General features: G+C 68.3%; 10 protein-coding genes. 5 read left to right on the forward strand and 5 right to left on the reverse strand.

What is annotated here, in order from left to right; translation table 11 throughout:
* Window positions 1–34: 34 nt before the first annotated feature.
* Window positions 35–931, reverse strand: coding sequence for a LysR family transcriptional regulator (locus tag ACN469_RS14550; protein ID WP_498768242.1), 897 nt, complete (start codon window positions 929–931; stop codon window positions 35–37).
* Between the two features lie 180 nt (window positions 932–1,111).
* Between ACN469_RS14550 and ACN469_RS14555 the strand changes: the two genes are divergently transcribed.
* A complete protein-coding gene (locus ACN469_RS14555) occupies window positions 1,112–2,404 on the forward strand; it encodes an MFS transporter (protein ID WP_498768244.1) in 1,293 nt (430 codons plus the stop codon).
* A 93-nt stretch (window positions 2,405–2,497) separates the two neighbouring features.
* Here the strand turns inward: ACN469_RS14555 and ACN469_RS14560 are convergent, their stop codons facing one another.
* The 4 genes from ACN469_RS14560 to ACN469_RS14575 form a co-directional block, all read right to left on the reverse strand.
* Window positions 2,498–4,900, reverse strand: coding sequence for an arylsulfatase (locus tag ACN469_RS14560; protein WP_498768246.1), 2,403 nt, complete (start codon window positions 4,898–4,900; stop codon window positions 2,498–2,500).
* A gap of 531 nt (window positions 4,901–5,431) precedes the next feature.
* Window positions 5,432–6,538, reverse strand: coding sequence for an isopenicillin N synthase family dioxygenase (locus ACN469_RS14565; RefSeq protein ID WP_498768248.1), 1,107 nt, complete (start codon window positions 6,536–6,538; stop codon window positions 5,432–5,434).
* A gap of 210 nt (window positions 6,539–6,748) precedes the next feature.
* Entirely contained in the window at window positions 6,749–7,057 is a 309-nt protein-coding gene (locus ACN469_RS14570; protein ID WP_498768250.1) for a hypothetical protein, read from the reverse strand.
* A 263-nt stretch (window positions 7,058–7,320) separates the two neighbouring features.
* Window positions 7,321–10,197 carry a carboxypeptidase-like regulatory domain-containing protein gene (locus ACN469_RS14575; protein WP_498768252.1) on the reverse strand — a complete coding sequence of 959 codons (2,877 nt, stop codon included), beginning with the start codon at window positions 10,195–10,197 and terminating at the stop codon, window positions 7,321–7,323.
* A gap of 154 nt (window positions 10,198–10,351) precedes the next feature.
* Here ACN469_RS14575 and ACN469_RS14580 point away from each other — a divergent pair, with 154 nt between their 5' ends.
* The 4 genes from ACN469_RS14580 to ACN469_RS14595 all read left to right on the forward strand — a co-directional run bounded on the left by ACN469_RS14580 (window position 10,352) and on the right by ACN469_RS14595 (window position 14,285).
* The gene (locus ACN469_RS14580; protein ID WP_498768254.1) at window positions 10,352–11,023 is read left to right on the forward strand and encodes a phosphoribosylanthranilate isomerase; all 672 of its coding nucleotides are present in this window, start codon (window positions 10,352–10,354) and stop codon (window positions 11,021–11,023) included.
* A gap of 148 nt (window positions 11,024–11,171) precedes the next feature.
* Window positions 11,172–12,116: a patatin-like phospholipase family protein gene (locus tag ACN469_RS14585; RefSeq protein WP_498768256.1), complete on the forward strand. Its 945-nt coding sequence runs from the start codon at window positions 11,172–11,174 to the stop codon at window positions 12,114–12,116.
* Window positions 12,117–12,211: 95 nt separating this feature from the next.
* Window positions 12,212–13,000 carry a hypothetical protein gene (locus ACN469_RS14590; protein WP_498768257.1) on the forward strand — a complete coding sequence of 263 codons (789 nt, stop codon included), beginning with the start codon at window positions 12,212–12,214 and terminating at the stop codon, window positions 12,998–13,000.
* A 73-nt stretch (window positions 13,001–13,073) separates the two neighbouring features.
* A complete protein-coding gene (locus ACN469_RS14595) occupies window positions 13,074–14,285 on the forward strand; it encodes a proprotein convertase P-domain-containing protein (RefSeq protein WP_498768259.1) in 1,212 nt (403 codons plus the stop codon).
* Window positions 14,286–14,516: the final 231 nt, after the last annotated feature.

Genomic DNA, 14,516 nt, shown 5'->3' on the forward strand with positions numbered 1-14,516 from the left:
TAGCCAAGGGCCGGGCTCCCGCGAAGAGCCCGGCTCACACCCCGTGCGTTGCCTCCGCGAGGGCCGCCGGAATCGTCTCTCGCATCAACTCCACGAACTTGCGCAGCCGCGCTGGATGGAAGCGCGCATACGGATAGAGCAGGTACATCGGCAGCGGCGCGGCCCGCCAGAGAGGCACCAGGTGCACGAGCCGGCCACTCAAGATGTCCTCGCGGAGCACCCATGCGGAGGCCACGCCGACACCGAGCCCGTTCACCGCGGCGCTCCGGATCGCGTAGAGGCTGTCCGTGCTCAGGCGGGGATTGAAGGCGATGGATTGGACCTCGCCGCTGTCCACGTGGGTCAGTGAGAGTTCGTTGCGATAGAACGTGCGCAGGGACAGCCACGGCAATCGCGCCAGCTCGTCGGGATGGGTCGGCACGGGGACGTCCGCGAGCACCGACGGCGCGGCCACGACGATGCGCGGCACCTCGGCCACTCGGATTGCCACCACGCTGGGGTCATGCACCTCGCCGACGTGGATCGCACAGTCGATACCATCCGCGATGAAGTCCACCGCCCGGTCATGCAGCAGCCATTCGACCGAGACCCGCGCGTGGCGATTCAGGTACTGCGTCAGCGGATCCACCAGCAACTGTTGCCCGAACGCGTGGGGCACGACGACGCGCAGCGTGCCCTCGGGCTCGTCGCTCGCGCCACGCAGGTCGGCCTCGAACATCTCCCAGCTGGCCAGCAGCTCCTTCGCGCGCTCGTAGCAACGCGCACCGTCTTCGGTGAGCTTCATCGCATGCGTGGAGCGCTGAAGCAGCCGCAGCCCCAGCGAGCGCTCGAGCGTCTGGAGCCGGCGGCTCACGGTGGGCTGCGTGGTGCCCAGCTGTGCCGCGGCGGAGGACAGGCTCCCGGCGTCGACGATGCGGAGGAAGGTCTGCATCAGCTCAATCCGGTCAGCGGTGGGCTGTGCGCTCCGACTTGGGGAACCACTCGGTCGACCGGGCTTGGGAGGGCGGGGCATTATGCGCGAAACGTATAACCGCTGTGCGGAGCGCGCTACTACCGAGCCTCATCACTCGGGGACACACTCACCCCAAGTCGCACCACAGGGGTGAACACCATGTCCTTCATTCGTTCCGTACATGCAACCGCTGGAAACACGCCCATTCCCGAGGCGGCCTCCACCGCCATGGCTCGTCCGTCCCAGCCTGAGCCGACGAGCAGCGGCGACAACGCGCCCCTGTCGCGCCGCCTGCGCCTGCTGCTGGCCGCGAGCGCCGGACTTCCGGTGGCCGCGCTCTACTACTCGCAGCCGATGCTGGGCGTGATGGGGGCCTCCATCGGCGCCTCGGACACCGAGGTGGGACTGCTCCCGACGCTCACCCAACTCGGCTACGCGCTGGGCATCCTGCTGCTGACGCCCCTGGGGGATCGCTTCGACCGGCGCCGCATCATCCTCCTCAAGGCCGCCCTGTTGAGCGTGGCGCTGCTGCTGAGTGGGCTCGCCCCCAGCATCGGCTTGCTGCTGGTGGTGAGCTTCGCCGTCGGCCTGACGGCGACCATGGCGCAGGACATCGTGCCGGCCGCGGCGGCCCTGGCTCCCGAGCGCGAGCGCGGCAAGACGGTGGGCACGGTGATGACCGGCTTGCTGCTCGGCATCCTGCTGTCGCGTGTCGTCAGCGGTGTGGTCGCCGAGCACTTCGGCTGGCGCGCCATGTACCTGATCGCCGCCGCCAGCGTGGCGCTGATCGGCCTAGTGGCGTGGCGAGGCCTGCCGCGCTTCCGCCCGACCAGCACGCTCTCGTATGGCGCACTGCTCGGTTCTCTCGCCAGTCTGTGGCGACGGTACGGTGACTTGCGCCGGGCGGCGCTGGCGCAGGGGCTGCTCTCGGTGGGCTTCAGCGCGTTCTGGTCCACCCTCGCGGTGATGCTGCATGGCGCGCCGTTTCACCTGGGCAGCGCGGCCGCCGGGGCTTTTGGATTGGCTGGTGCGGCGGGGGCGTTGGGCGCGCCCGTTGCGGGGCGTCTCGCTGATCGCTTCGGTTCCGAAGTGGTGACGCGCCTGGGATCCGGACTGACGGCGATCGCGTTCGCCACCCTGTTCGCGACGCCGTGGCTGGAGCCGAATGCGCGACTGTGGTTGCTCGCCGGCAGTGCGATTGGCTTCGACCTGGGCGTCCAGATGACGCTCGTGGCGCACCAGACGATTGTCTTTGGCATCGACCCCGCCGCGCGCAGCCGCCTCAACGCGGTGCTGTTCGTCACCATGTTCATCGGCATGGCCATCGGCGCGGCGAGCGGCAGCCTCGTGCTGGCACGATGGGGATGGGGGGCGGTGACGGTGCTCGCGACCACCTCGGCGGTGGCCGCCTTGCTGGTCCGCCTGGTTCCAGGCGCCCGTACGGTCCGCTGAGTCACGGTGGCGCGACGGGTGTCCTGGGATTCCGCCCGTGAAGGGAACGGGCGGAATCCGATGGGAGCCCGTTGTGATGGAACCGCTCGGCTCCTACTGCCGGGCCATCGCGATCTTGAAGAGCTCCTCGCGCGAGACGAAGTGGTCGAAGTCGTCCTTGCCCTTGTCGAGCTGCACCCACTTCACCCGGCCGGTGAACTTGCTGTCGCCATTGTGGAAGCCCTCGGCCACGTGTGTGCCCGTATCGATGCCCACGTCTGTCGTCTCGTCGGCGGAGAACAACATGCCCTGGGTGCTCTCCACCCGGCCACGGCCCACCGGCTTGCCGTCGACGAACAGCGTCACGTCACCGCCCTTGCCGACACCGCCGCCGTCGTACTTGAACTCCATGCGGACCTGGTGCGTGCCTGGAGTCAGCTCGCGTTCCGCCTCGACGTAGTCCCGGCGCAGTCCGCAGTAGTTGTAGCAGTAGGAGAGCTTCCCCCGGCGCATGAAGAGGCACCAGCCGCCGAAGGCGCCGCCCTGGGTGACGATGATGCCGCTCGCTCCACCCTCGGGTATCTCCACCTCCGCGGTGACGGAGTGCGACTTGTTCTTGATGTTCAGGATCGAGTTCTCGGTGAGCCGCTGCATGGAACCCGAAAGAATCTGCGAGTCACCCTGGATGAGCTCGGGCCGTCCGGCCACCTCCGAATTGAAGCGCTCGAAGCTGCGATCATCCAGCGGCAGCGCGTAGTACTTGGTCGCCTCGATGATGAAGAGTTGCTGCAGCTCTCTCAATTTATCCGGCTGTTCGGCGGCGAGGTCCCGCGCCTGCGTCCAGTCCTTCGTCGTGTCGTAGAGTTCCCAGACGTCGTCCTCGAGGCTCGTCGGCGACGTGGATTCCCACGGGGTGCGGTGCTTCGTCACCGCTGTCCAGCCCTGATGGTAGATGCCGCGGTTGCCGAACATCTCGAAGTACTGCGTCTCATGCCGCTCCGGCGCCTTCGCGTCGTTGAAGCTGTAGCGCATGCTCGCCCCCTGAATGGGGGTCTGCTGCACGCCGTTGACCATCACCGGATGGGGCAGGGAAGCGGCCTCCAGGATCGTGGGCGCCACGTCGATGACATGGGAGAACTGCGCGCGGATCTCTCCCTTCGCGGAGATGCCGTTGGGCCAGTGGACGATGCAGCCGTTGCGCGTGCCGCCGTAGTGCGAGGCCACCTGCTTGGTCCACTGATAGGGCGTGTCCATGGCATGCGCCCAGCCCACCGCGTAGTGGTTGAACGCCTCGGGAGTGCCGAGCTTGTGCATGTTCTCGATGAGGTATTCGGGCGTCTCCACGCCCGAGATGTTGTTGAAGATGAGGCCTTCGTTGAACGTGCCGTTGAGGGTGCCCTCGGCGGAGGCGCCGTTGTCGCCGAGGATGTAGTAGACGAGCGTGTCTTCCAGCACGCCCATCTGCTCCATCGCGTCGATGAGCCGCCCCACATGGAAGTCCGCGTACTCGAGGAAGCCCGCGTACACCTCCATCTGCCGCGCGAGCACGGGCCGCAGCTTCTCCGGCATGTCCTCCCACGCCGGGATCTCCTTGGGGCGCGGGGTGAGCGTTGCGTCCTTGGGGATGACGCCGAGCTTCTTCTGCCGCGCGAAGAGCTCCTCTCGCAGCCCGTCCCAGCCGGCATCGAAGCGACCCTTGTACTTGTCCGCCCATTCCTGGGGGACGTGGTGTGGCGCGTGGGTGGCGCCCGGGGCGAAGTAGACGAAGAAGGGCTTGTCTGGCACGAGCGCCTTCTGCTGGCGCACCCAGCCCATGGCCCTGTCCGTCATGTCCTCCATGAAATGGTAGCCCTGCTCCGGCGTGCGATCCGGCTCGATGGGCACCGTGTTCTCATAGAGGGCGGGGTGCCATTGGTTCGTCTCACCCCCGAGGAAGCCGAAGAAATACTCGAAGCCTGAGCCGGTGGGCCACCGGTCGAAGGGCCCGACTGGGCTCGTCTCCCAGACGGCCACCTCGTGGCACTTGCCGAACTGCGCGGTGCTGTAGCCGTTGAGCTTGAGGGTTTCGGCCACCGGTGCGCAGTGATTGGGGCGCAAGCAGTTGTAGCCGGGTGAGGAGGTGGCGATTTCGGTGATGCCGCCGAAGCCCACCGCGTGATGGTTGCGACCCGTGAGCAGCGCGGCGCGCGTCGGTGAGCAGAGCGCCGTCGTGTGGAAGCGGTTGTAGCGCAGGCCCGCGGCAGCCAGGCGATCCGCCGTGGGCGTGTTGATGACGCCGCCGAAGGCGCTGGAGGCCGCGAAGCCCACGTCGTCCAGGAGGATGACGAGGACGTTGGGAGCCCCCTTGGGAGGCCGAAGCTGGACGATGGGCGGGAACTTCGCGCTCGGGTCCCTGGCGCTGAACGGGCGCACGCCCTGGTAGGGCTGATCCGGGATGGGAAGAATCTCGCGCTGAACCGACTCGCTTGGAGTCGGAGTCTCCCCATTGCCCGCCTGCCGCTTGCCGTTCTTCTTCATGCGTTCCCCCTTGGTCGCCAACCCCGCACTCCTGAACCTCCTGAGAATATGAATGGCGGCCTTCCGGCCCATCAGCCCTGGGGGGCGGGTGATGCGGGGCCTTTCCGACGCGGCCTCAGCCCCTGCCTCGCACTGGGAGTGGGCTGAACGCATCTTCAGTGGTTTTCGGAGCCGTTCCCGGCAGTGGACTCATGCCGAGGTGACGTCCGTGAGAAGGCAATGCCTACATGCCTTCATGTTCAGTAGGTCGAGCTACCCTGGTTTGACGGACAGCGTAGCCCAGAAACACCTAGCGGGAAGGACAATGCCTACATGAACCTGTATTCAGGTAATTTCGACCTTCCTCGCCGGGGTTTTCGCCCGCGAGGAAGCGCAGCGCCTACCTGAACACGTCTTCAGTCATTTTGTGGCCTGGCTTCGGGCAGCCGAGACAGGAGCGCTCAACGGGAGCGCGAGACCACCGCGCTCCCGGAGCAATCACTATCAAGGCATGGAGTGATGTCTGTGATTGCGCATTGACAGACGTGAGGTCTACTCGCCCGAGCGCTGACGGTTGAGCCGGTCGTAGTGCCGGTATCCCAGCTTGTCGAGCGCGTGCGGCGGCGCGAGGCCGATGTCGACCAACGTCTTGATGTCATACGTGCCCGCGAGGACGGGGGGCGCGTAGCTCCGGATCGCCGTGGGCGTGCGGAACTTCTCCAGCGGGAAGAGGACCTTGCTGGTGTGGACGTGGATGAAGTGCGCGGCGGACTGACGCTGCCAGCCGGAGACGCCCGGCGCGGTGATGACATGCGGTGTCGCCAGGAAGGTGCCTCCCGTGAGGATCTCCAGCTGCTGGCCCACCTGCGCCACGATGCAGCCCGCGGGCGCGGTGCCGCGCACCTTGCGCCCCTGCGGCTCCTCGGGCGTCGCGCGCGTGCGCAGATACAGGCCGCTCTTGTCATCGGGGCTCTGCGCCGGCTTCCCGTCGGGGTCGAGGAACCGCCCCCCGGGCAGCAGCGTCAGGAGGTTGAAGTCCGTGTGCTCCTCGCCCCAGACGATGTCCGTGTTCACCTGCTCCGGCTTGAGCGACAGGTACTGGAGCGCGCGGGTGATGTGCGGAGCCTTCTCGCAGAGGGCCGTGAAGGTGTCCTCCGCGAGCCCCAGGGCCTTGGCGGAGCCGCGCAGCAACTGGAGGCCCGCCTCGTGGAGCGAGCGGCCCAGGGTCATGATGCCTTCCTGGAAGTACGGCGGCGCATCCGAGGGCCACACGTTCTCCGGGTACAGCTCCGGGAACTCCATCGCCGCCACCTCGTCGTTGGGGTAGGGCGCGACGAAGTAGCACTCCTTGAAGTCCGGCTGGCCGTTGCCGGCGACGGCGACCTCGGTGTTCGGCGGCGTCCAGCCTCGCTGGTACCAGAGGTCCGCGCGGCCGTAGGGCTTCTTCGCCTCGGCGGGGCGCGCGATGAAGGCGGCGAAGGCGTCGTAGTAGCGGTGGAGCGCCTGCGTGTCGACGCCGTGGTTCTTGATGTAGACGAGACCGAAGACACCAAATGCCTCGCGCAGCGCCATCGCGGCGCGCTCGATGCGGGTCGCATCTCCCGAAGCGAGGTCCGCGAGGTCGACAGTCGGAATGTTCAGAGAAGAGGTCTCGGCCATGGTTCCCCTATGTTTATCGCTCCTGGCGACCAAAGGGGAGGGCCTCGTGGGCATCTCTCCTGGAGTGCAAACTCTGCGTTCCTTCCCAGGGGCGGGGCACTTCCGGAGTCGGGCGCCCGGACACGCCGTTCAGCGCACCACCGGGGGGCGAACCGTGGCCCGTCCGCACTCGCCGCTGTGCGGATTGGGGACAGTCCCTCGGGCACGCCATCAGCCCGCGTGACGCGTTTCCTTCAGGCGCCCCTTTTCCGTGAAGACGGCCGCGAGTCCGCACTCGGTGCACGTCACCTGGAACTCCGGTGGTGGGAGGAACCCCTCCCTCGGGTCGGGGTCCATGCGGACAATCTCATTCGTTGGCGGCAGAGGCTCGGGCGCCTTGTCGCCATAGGGGGCACGGCATCCGGGACATCGCAGACGCCGGATCAGGGGTCGAATCACCTCGTGATCGTGCTGTGCTGTGATGGCGGTCTTCGCCATCCCGAGGAGGAAGAAGGCGGCGACTGCCACGCAGAACAGCATGATTGAAACTGCTTCCATGAGCCCCCCGGCACCATGAGTGTACATGAGTGTAGTCGTCGGCGCGGACTGAGTCCTCGACAGAGAGGACCCTCGGGCTCCATGCGAACCCGTGCGGTTGTTTGTCCAATCACCCCGAAGCCGTTGAACCCAGCCCTGGAGAAGTGGCTGCGCGGGTAGTTCTCCTCATTGTCGAGCGTCGTCGCGCCGCCCAGGTGCGCCAGCGCGAGTGGGGCGCGTGGCCTCACCCTGGGGGCAGTGTCCGCTCAGGGCGCTCGGGTGAGGGTGATGGGGTAGGTCCGCGTGTCGCGGCGGATGAGGAGCGTGGCGGGACTGCCCGGTGCGCCCAGCTCGCGCTCGCGCGCCTCTCCGGCGGTGATGACGGTGGCCCCGTCGATGGACTTCACCACGTCCCCCGCTCGAATGGCGTCACCGTGCAGCCCGTCCGTGACTCCTCGCACGAGCACCTCGTCTCCATCCATGCTGAAGAAGACCCCGAGGCGCCCGGGTTCGACTCGGGGCCGCCCGAGCTTCCAGTCGCCCACGTCCTTCGTCTTGCCCGCGGCCAGCTCGAGTGTCTTCTCCGCTCGCTCCGTCTTCTGACTCCACGCGATGAGCTTGTGCGGACCGGGCGCCACGTCCTCCACGCGGAAGCGACCCTCCACTCCCGTGGCGGGAGAGGTGAGTCCGTCCACGTCCACGAACGCGTCGGCGAGGGGCGTGCCGGTCGCATCGACCAGCCGTCCGGAGATGACGCCTCCGGCCTCGACGACGACGTCGACCTGGGTCGTCTTTCCCGCGATGCTGGCGGCCTCCACCTTGCCGGCCCGTCCGTCCGGCAGTGTCACCGAGACGGCTACCGGTCCCACGGGAACGTCCTCGACGACGAAGCGATCTCCCGCGAGCTCCAGCTCCTGTCGCGAGAGGAAGTCGTCCTCGCTCTTTGTCGATGACACCACCAGCTTGAAGCCGTTGAGGTCGCGTCCGCCCGCCGAGCGCACCGTGCCCGCCAGTCGCCCGCCGGCCTGGAGCTGGATGACTACGGTCTTCCGCGCTTCGGGCACTGAGAGCAGGTCACCTCGTCGCCCGCCATTGGTGGCCCAGAGGTGCAGGGCCTTGGAGCCCAGCGAGTCCGCGACGAGCAGTACCTGTCCCGAGGCATCCGTCATGTCCTCGAGCTGGATTTCATTGCTGCCCGCCTCGCTGCCCATGACGGTCGCCGAGACACTGGGCGCGCCGTTCGGTTCGAGCACCGTGACGGCGAGGGCCCGCTTCGCCTCGCGTACCCGCAGGTCCACGCGCTGCGTATGGCCCGCGGCCACCTCCACCACCTTCTCCTGGTCTCCGCTCTGGTTGCCCGTCTCGGAGAGCCACGCGGCGACGTGATACGAGCCCGCGCGAACACGCATCGACCAGGAGCCATCCGCCGCCGTGGCGAAGGAGTGCGCCTCCGTGCGTGCGCTCCTGGCCATCAAGGCGTAGACGGTGACGGGGCCGGTGGGAGCTCCTCCGTCCTCCATCTTGACGGTTCCCTCCAGCGTGCCCTCGCTCGACAACTGGATGCGGACCTGACTCGTCTGCCCGGGGTTCACCATCACCCGCTCGCGCACGTGCGTCTGGCTTCCAGGGCGCTTCACTGCCACGTGGATCTCCCCGGGCGGGACGTCTTCGAGCGTGAAGGCACCTTGTGCATCCGTCACCGCCGTGAGGGCTCCTTCAATGGGCGCCATTCGCCAGCGACGCTCGGGCGTGGCGTGGATGCCCGCGAGCGGCTTCTCTTGCTCATCCACCACCGTGCCTTCGATTCGACCATTCGCATCCAGCTCCGCGAGCAGCTCGAAGCGCTGCCCGTCCAGCACGGTGATTCCGTCGCGCATGAGCGAGCGGAAGCCCTTGGCCTGGACATTCACGGCGTACGCGCCTGGCGCGAGGTTGCCCACCTGGAACCGTCCATCCGCGCCAGAGCGCGCGCTGCCGACCTCGGCGGGTGACGTGTCGAGCGAGAAGGCGAGGGCGCTCGGGGTGAGGGAGATGTTCGCGCCGACGATGGGCTCTCCCGTGCCCTTGCGACGCACGATTCCCGAGAGCGAAGCCGCCGTCCCCAGGCGGATGCGCACGTCGCGCACCGTCATCCCCGCGCCCACGACAACGCGCTCGGCGGCCGTGCCCGTCAGGTCTCCGTGACGGGCGGCGACGCGATAGACACCGGGCGGGACGTCGAGCGAGAAACCACCGCCCGCGCTCGACTCGGCTTCGAGCGTCTCGCCCATGCCGGTGGCGGTGACGCGCGCACCGGGCGCGGGCTTGCCATCGGGGAGCTCGACGAAGCCCTCGATGAAGGCCGAGCCATCCAACTCGACGACGAGGCCCGAGGTGGGTACCAGTACCCGCGCGAGTCGCCTGGCGGCATGTCCCGGTGCGAGGGCTTCGAGCTGATACTCACCGGGCGCGAGGCCCTCGGCGCGAAAGGCCCCGTGTGCATCGGCGGAGGTGATGTAGCGCTCCTCCTCGGGAACGAAGGCGGTATCCCTGGCGGCCGAGGACAGCAGCGTGCGCGGGGTGAGGAGGAGCTGCGTGAGGGGCACGGGCGCCTGGGTGGTGCGCTCCACCACGGTTCCCTCCAGGGTGGCTCCGATGCCGAGCACCAGTCGAGCCTGCGTCCGCGCCTCACCACGAGGGCGGGTGAAGGCAGCACGCGCGGCGGCGCGTCCCGAGGACTTCGCGGCGACGAGGTAGTGCCCCGGCCTGACGGGAAGTCGAAGCGTGCCCGAGGCATCCGTGGCGCCCTTTCCCGCGACGAACCACGCGGGCTGGCCCGTCGCCGGGACACGCGGCCCCTGGAGGTACAGGGTGACGTGGGCTCCCTCCAGGGGGCCTCTGCCATCGAGGACCTCGACGTGCACGACACCTTCTTCTTCGCGCATCGGGTCGGTGACGGGCGGCGTGCCTGACTCCTCCGTGGGCGGTGCCCTTGTCGTGGACCCCGTCATGGCGCCCGACGTCGCCGGGCCCTTCGCCGCCGGAGGCGCAGCCGAAGCAGGGGCGAGTGAAGTGCCGTCGCGCGGGGGGCCCCCGAGGAACCAGAGGACACCGCCCAAGAGGAGGGCGAGGAGGGCGACCACGAGCTGTGTCTTTCGGTTCATCTCGTCTCCGGGGGCGACATCCTGGAGCCATACGGTCCGTGAACACCAGGGGCGCTCGTGTCCCGAGGCCCGCACTGCTCGGGCGCGGTGTTGTCGCGCCGCGACAGTGGCTCCGCGTGATAGCTGTCCGAGCGAGTCGACGCGGAGGATGGAAATGGAACCGGTTCGACAGGTCCGGGTGAAGGTGTGCTGCATCTCCTCGCGGGAGGAGGCACGGCTGGCGGTGTCGTATGGCGCGTCCGCGCTGGGGCTCGTGTCGAAGATGCCGAGCGGTCCGGGTGTCATCGACGAGGGGCTCATCACGGAGCTGGCCGGCGAGGCGCCTCCTGGTGTCTCCACCTTCCTGCTGACGTGTGAAGAGGACGCCGAGCGGCTCGTCGAGCAGGCCCGTCGCACCCGGGTCAACACGGTGCAGGTGGTGGATCGGGTGCGCCCCGAGGTGCTCCGTCACCTGCGCGCCGCGCTGCCCTCGGTGAAGCTGGTGCAGGTGGTCCACGTGGTGGATGCCGCTTCCGTGGATGAGGCGCGTGACGTGGCGCGCGAGGTGGATGCGCTGTTGCTCGACTCGGGCAACCCGGCCCTGGCCGTGAAGGAGCTGGGCGGCACCGGACGCGTGCATGACTGGGCCTTCAGTCGGCGCATTCGCGAGGCGGTGTCGGTGCCCGTGTTCCTGGCCGGTGGCCTCAAGCCGGAGAACGTGGGTGAGGCGATTCGCGCCGTGGGCCCGTTCGGACTGGATGTCTGCAGTGGGCTGCGTACGGACGGGCACCTGGACGCGGAGAAGCTTCAGCGCTTCATGCGCTCGGTGCGGGCCGCCGAGGGCTGACGCGGGTGCGAGTCCAGGGCCCACCGCTGGACAGCGGGCCCGGGCTCCAGGGCGATTCTGGAAGGGAGGGCGCGTGCCTATCTCCTCCCGCTGATGCGTGAGCGCGAGCCTCCCCGAGCGGCTCGCGCATCCCCCAGCGAGGTATGCCATGAATGACCGTCCCGCGACGCTCGTGCTCTCAGGTGGTGGTGGCAAGGGCGCCTTCCAGGTGGGCGCCGAGAAGGTGCTGCGCGAGGTGCACGGCTTCCGATGGGAGCGCGTCTTCGGCGTGTCGGTGGGCGCGCTGAACGCCGCCGTCATCGCCCAGCATGAGTACGAGCGACTCACGAGCCTCTGGATGAACCTCCGCGAGTCGGACATCTACCGGAAGTTCCCGTGGCTCGTCGTCGCGCTCCGGATAGGGCTGCTCAACAAGCTGGGGTTCTATGACAACACGCCCCTGAGAGACCTGGTGGAGCGCAACCTCGCCGGACGGCCCTTCGCGATTCCCGCGCACGTGGGCCGCGTGTCGCTCACGTCGGGCCTGTACGAGGTGGTGTCGAGCGACGCGAGCGACTTCACCACGGCCGTGTGGCAGAGCGCGACGATGCCCGTCATCTGGGAGCCCATCGGTCCACACGCCATCGTCGACGGTGGGCTGCGCAACGTCACGCCGTTGGGGGATGCGCTCGGGTACGCGCCCACGGAGATTGTCGTCATCTCCTGCTCCTCGTCCCGCATCGAGCCGATGCGCTATCCCTCCAACATCCTGGACGTGGCTCGACGCAGCCTCACCGACATCACCCTCAATGAAATCCTGATGAACGACGTGGACGTGTTCGTCCGCATCAACGACATGGTGAGGCAGGCTCACGAGCAGGGCACCTCGCTCCTGGCTCCGGATGGCAAGCCGTATGTCTATTGCCGCATCACCGTCATCGAGCCGACGGCGCCCATGGGTGACACGCTCGACTTCTCACCGGAGATGACGCGCATGCGCATGCGCCACGGCGAGGACCGCGCGCGCGCCATCATGCGCCCCACCGGCGTAGGGCCCGGGGAGCGGATGCCTCCGCGCATCGCGGCGCAGCTGGAGCCCGTGCTCCATTCGTGAAGAAGCATGTCGTCGCCGTCCGGCTGTGACGAGCGGGGTGCGCCTCGTTACTATGGGGCCCGCGCCGGGGAGTTCTCGGGCGCGGGAGGCACACGGTGGGCGAGCTTCAGCGAACGGCACAGGCTCCTGCTGGCGAGGAGGGCTCCCCGTCCATCGGGCGCATCGAGGCGCTGATTCCCCGGGTCCTGTCCGCCTCCGAGGAGGAGCGGGCACGGCTGGGAGAGGAGCTCAACGCACTCCTGCTTCGACTTCCCTCGGAGCCCCAGCGCGAGGCGAGCGCCGCGCTGTTGCGCAGGCTCGTGGATGAACGCGCGTTGGAGGGGCTGGGCACGGAGAAGATGCCCGCGAGCATCGCCGCCACGAAGGCCTTGCTGGACCTGGGCTATCCGAGCGCGCTCGAGGTCGACCCCCAGCACCTGGAGGCCCTGCGCCGCTGGGAACACGAGCGCACCCGGGTGCCGTGGCTCAGCATCTTGATGACGCTGTTCGTGGTGGTCATCGTGCAGATCGCGGCCATCACCATGGGGGGCGAGCGCCATGTCTACGCGAGTCGCAACTCGCTGTTGGCTGACCCGGAGGTGCTCGCCGGAGTGGCTCCACCGGAGCCAGGCTGGTTCGATGGCTATATGAGCCTGATGAGGCTTTGGGTCCTCGGGGTGCTGTTCTATCAGTTCCTCGCGGGCGCCGCCGCGTTCCTCTTCACCGCGGCGTTCGCGCGTTGGCCCACGGGCCGGGTGCTGGCTCGCCGCGCCTTTCTTTCGCTCTTCGCGCTCGGGACGTTGGCGGCCGTCCTTCAGCTCCCGGTCGGTCTCTGGCCGGCCCTCGTCACGATTCTTCCCGCCGTGGGCGCCTTCATCTCGGCCTCCCTGCTGAAATCCCGCTGAAAATCACCCCCGACGGGCCGGTTGTGACGTCTCTGTTGGACACAGTGTCGGAGTCCTGGAGTACAGGGGGCTCATGACCTCCAACTTGATGCGGTATCTACCGCTTTCCCTTCTTCCCCTGATGTTGAGCTGTGGTGTTGCTTCCGAGGAGACCGCGCCCGCCGCAGTGATGACGACGCAGGCGCAGGCCCTCGCGACGGGCACCCCCGCGTCCACCGGCGTGCTGGCCTTCCTCAACAGCCGCTCCACGACGCTGGCGGTGCTGGACTTCGAGGTGCCGCTCAACGCGCTCACCGCGCAGGCCATCATCGCGGACCGCAACGGTCCGGATGGCGTGGAGTTCACGGCGGATGACCGTCACTACGTCTCCATCGACCAGGTGGATGCGATTCCCCAGGTGGGGCCGGCCGCGCTGGCCACGCTGGAGGGCTATGTCCGTGCGACGGGCCGCGTGGAGATGCCCCTGGATGAGCAGGTGGGAGTCTTCCACGGCGTGGCCTTCAACCTCGCCGAGGCCCGGCGGGTCGTCGCCGCGGCGAACACGGTGAGCCAGGCTGCCCTCCAGAGCACCGTGGGGCTGAGCGCGAACCAGGCGCAGGCCATCGTCGCCGCTCGTCGCATCGACCACATCGTGGAGCTGTCGCGGCTGGCGTTCATGAATGGCGCCGCGCTCCAGGCGCTCAAGAACCACGTCGCCCTGGCGCCCGATGGTGACCCGTGCACAGGCCCGACGACGTGTCAGGCCGGCCTGTCGTGTGAGGGCCGTGCGTTCGGCGGCCCCATCGCCTACGGCCGCTGCCGGAGCAACCTGCCGATTGCCGGCGACAGCGACAGCTGCTCGGTGATGCGCCCGTGCCAGACGGGCCTGGTGTGCTCGGGCTCCGAGTCCGGCTCTCCCGAGGGCATCTGCCGTCCGGCCTGGATGGCGGGCACCTTCACGAACTACTCGGACCTGGCGCTGCCGGGCTCGACGGCGCAGCTGGTGTCGGTGGTCGGCGTGGTGGGGCTCGCCACCGTGCCCGAGGACATCACCGTGGTGCTGGACCTGCTGCACTCCTCGTCGTCCAACCTCGTGCTGACGCTGGAGGACCCGGGTGGTGAGACGGCCCTCTTGTGGAACGGGCCCACCGAGGGCAGGCCCCCGTCCCGCATCCCGGTGACGCGTGGCATCCCGCGCGATGGCACCATCAACGGGAAGTGGAAGCTGCACATCTCCAACCCCTCGGGGGTGGGGAGCGGCACGCTGCGCGAGTGGTCCGTGAAGCTCACCAGCCGCTGGGACTGACGTCGCGCCGTCGCCACCGGGAGGCCGTGAAGAAACAGCGCGGCCTCCTGGCCGTCGCCGCGAGGCTCACTCGCGGATGACGTGAGGTTGAAGTCGAAGTCGCCGAACGACTCGTCGAGCCGGAGGATGAGCGCGAAGCCATCCCTTCTGGCTCCGAGTCCGCGCATTGCCGCAGCTGCTGTCCGACGCCCCGCGGGCGGGTGCGCCGACGTAGAGGGGAACCTTCGATGC

The sequence above is a fragment of the Corallococcus terminator genome, from assembly GCF_049194865.1.
Taxonomy (GTDB): Bacteria; Myxococcota; Myxococcia; order Myxococcales; family Myxococcaceae; genus Myxococcus; species Myxococcus terminator_A.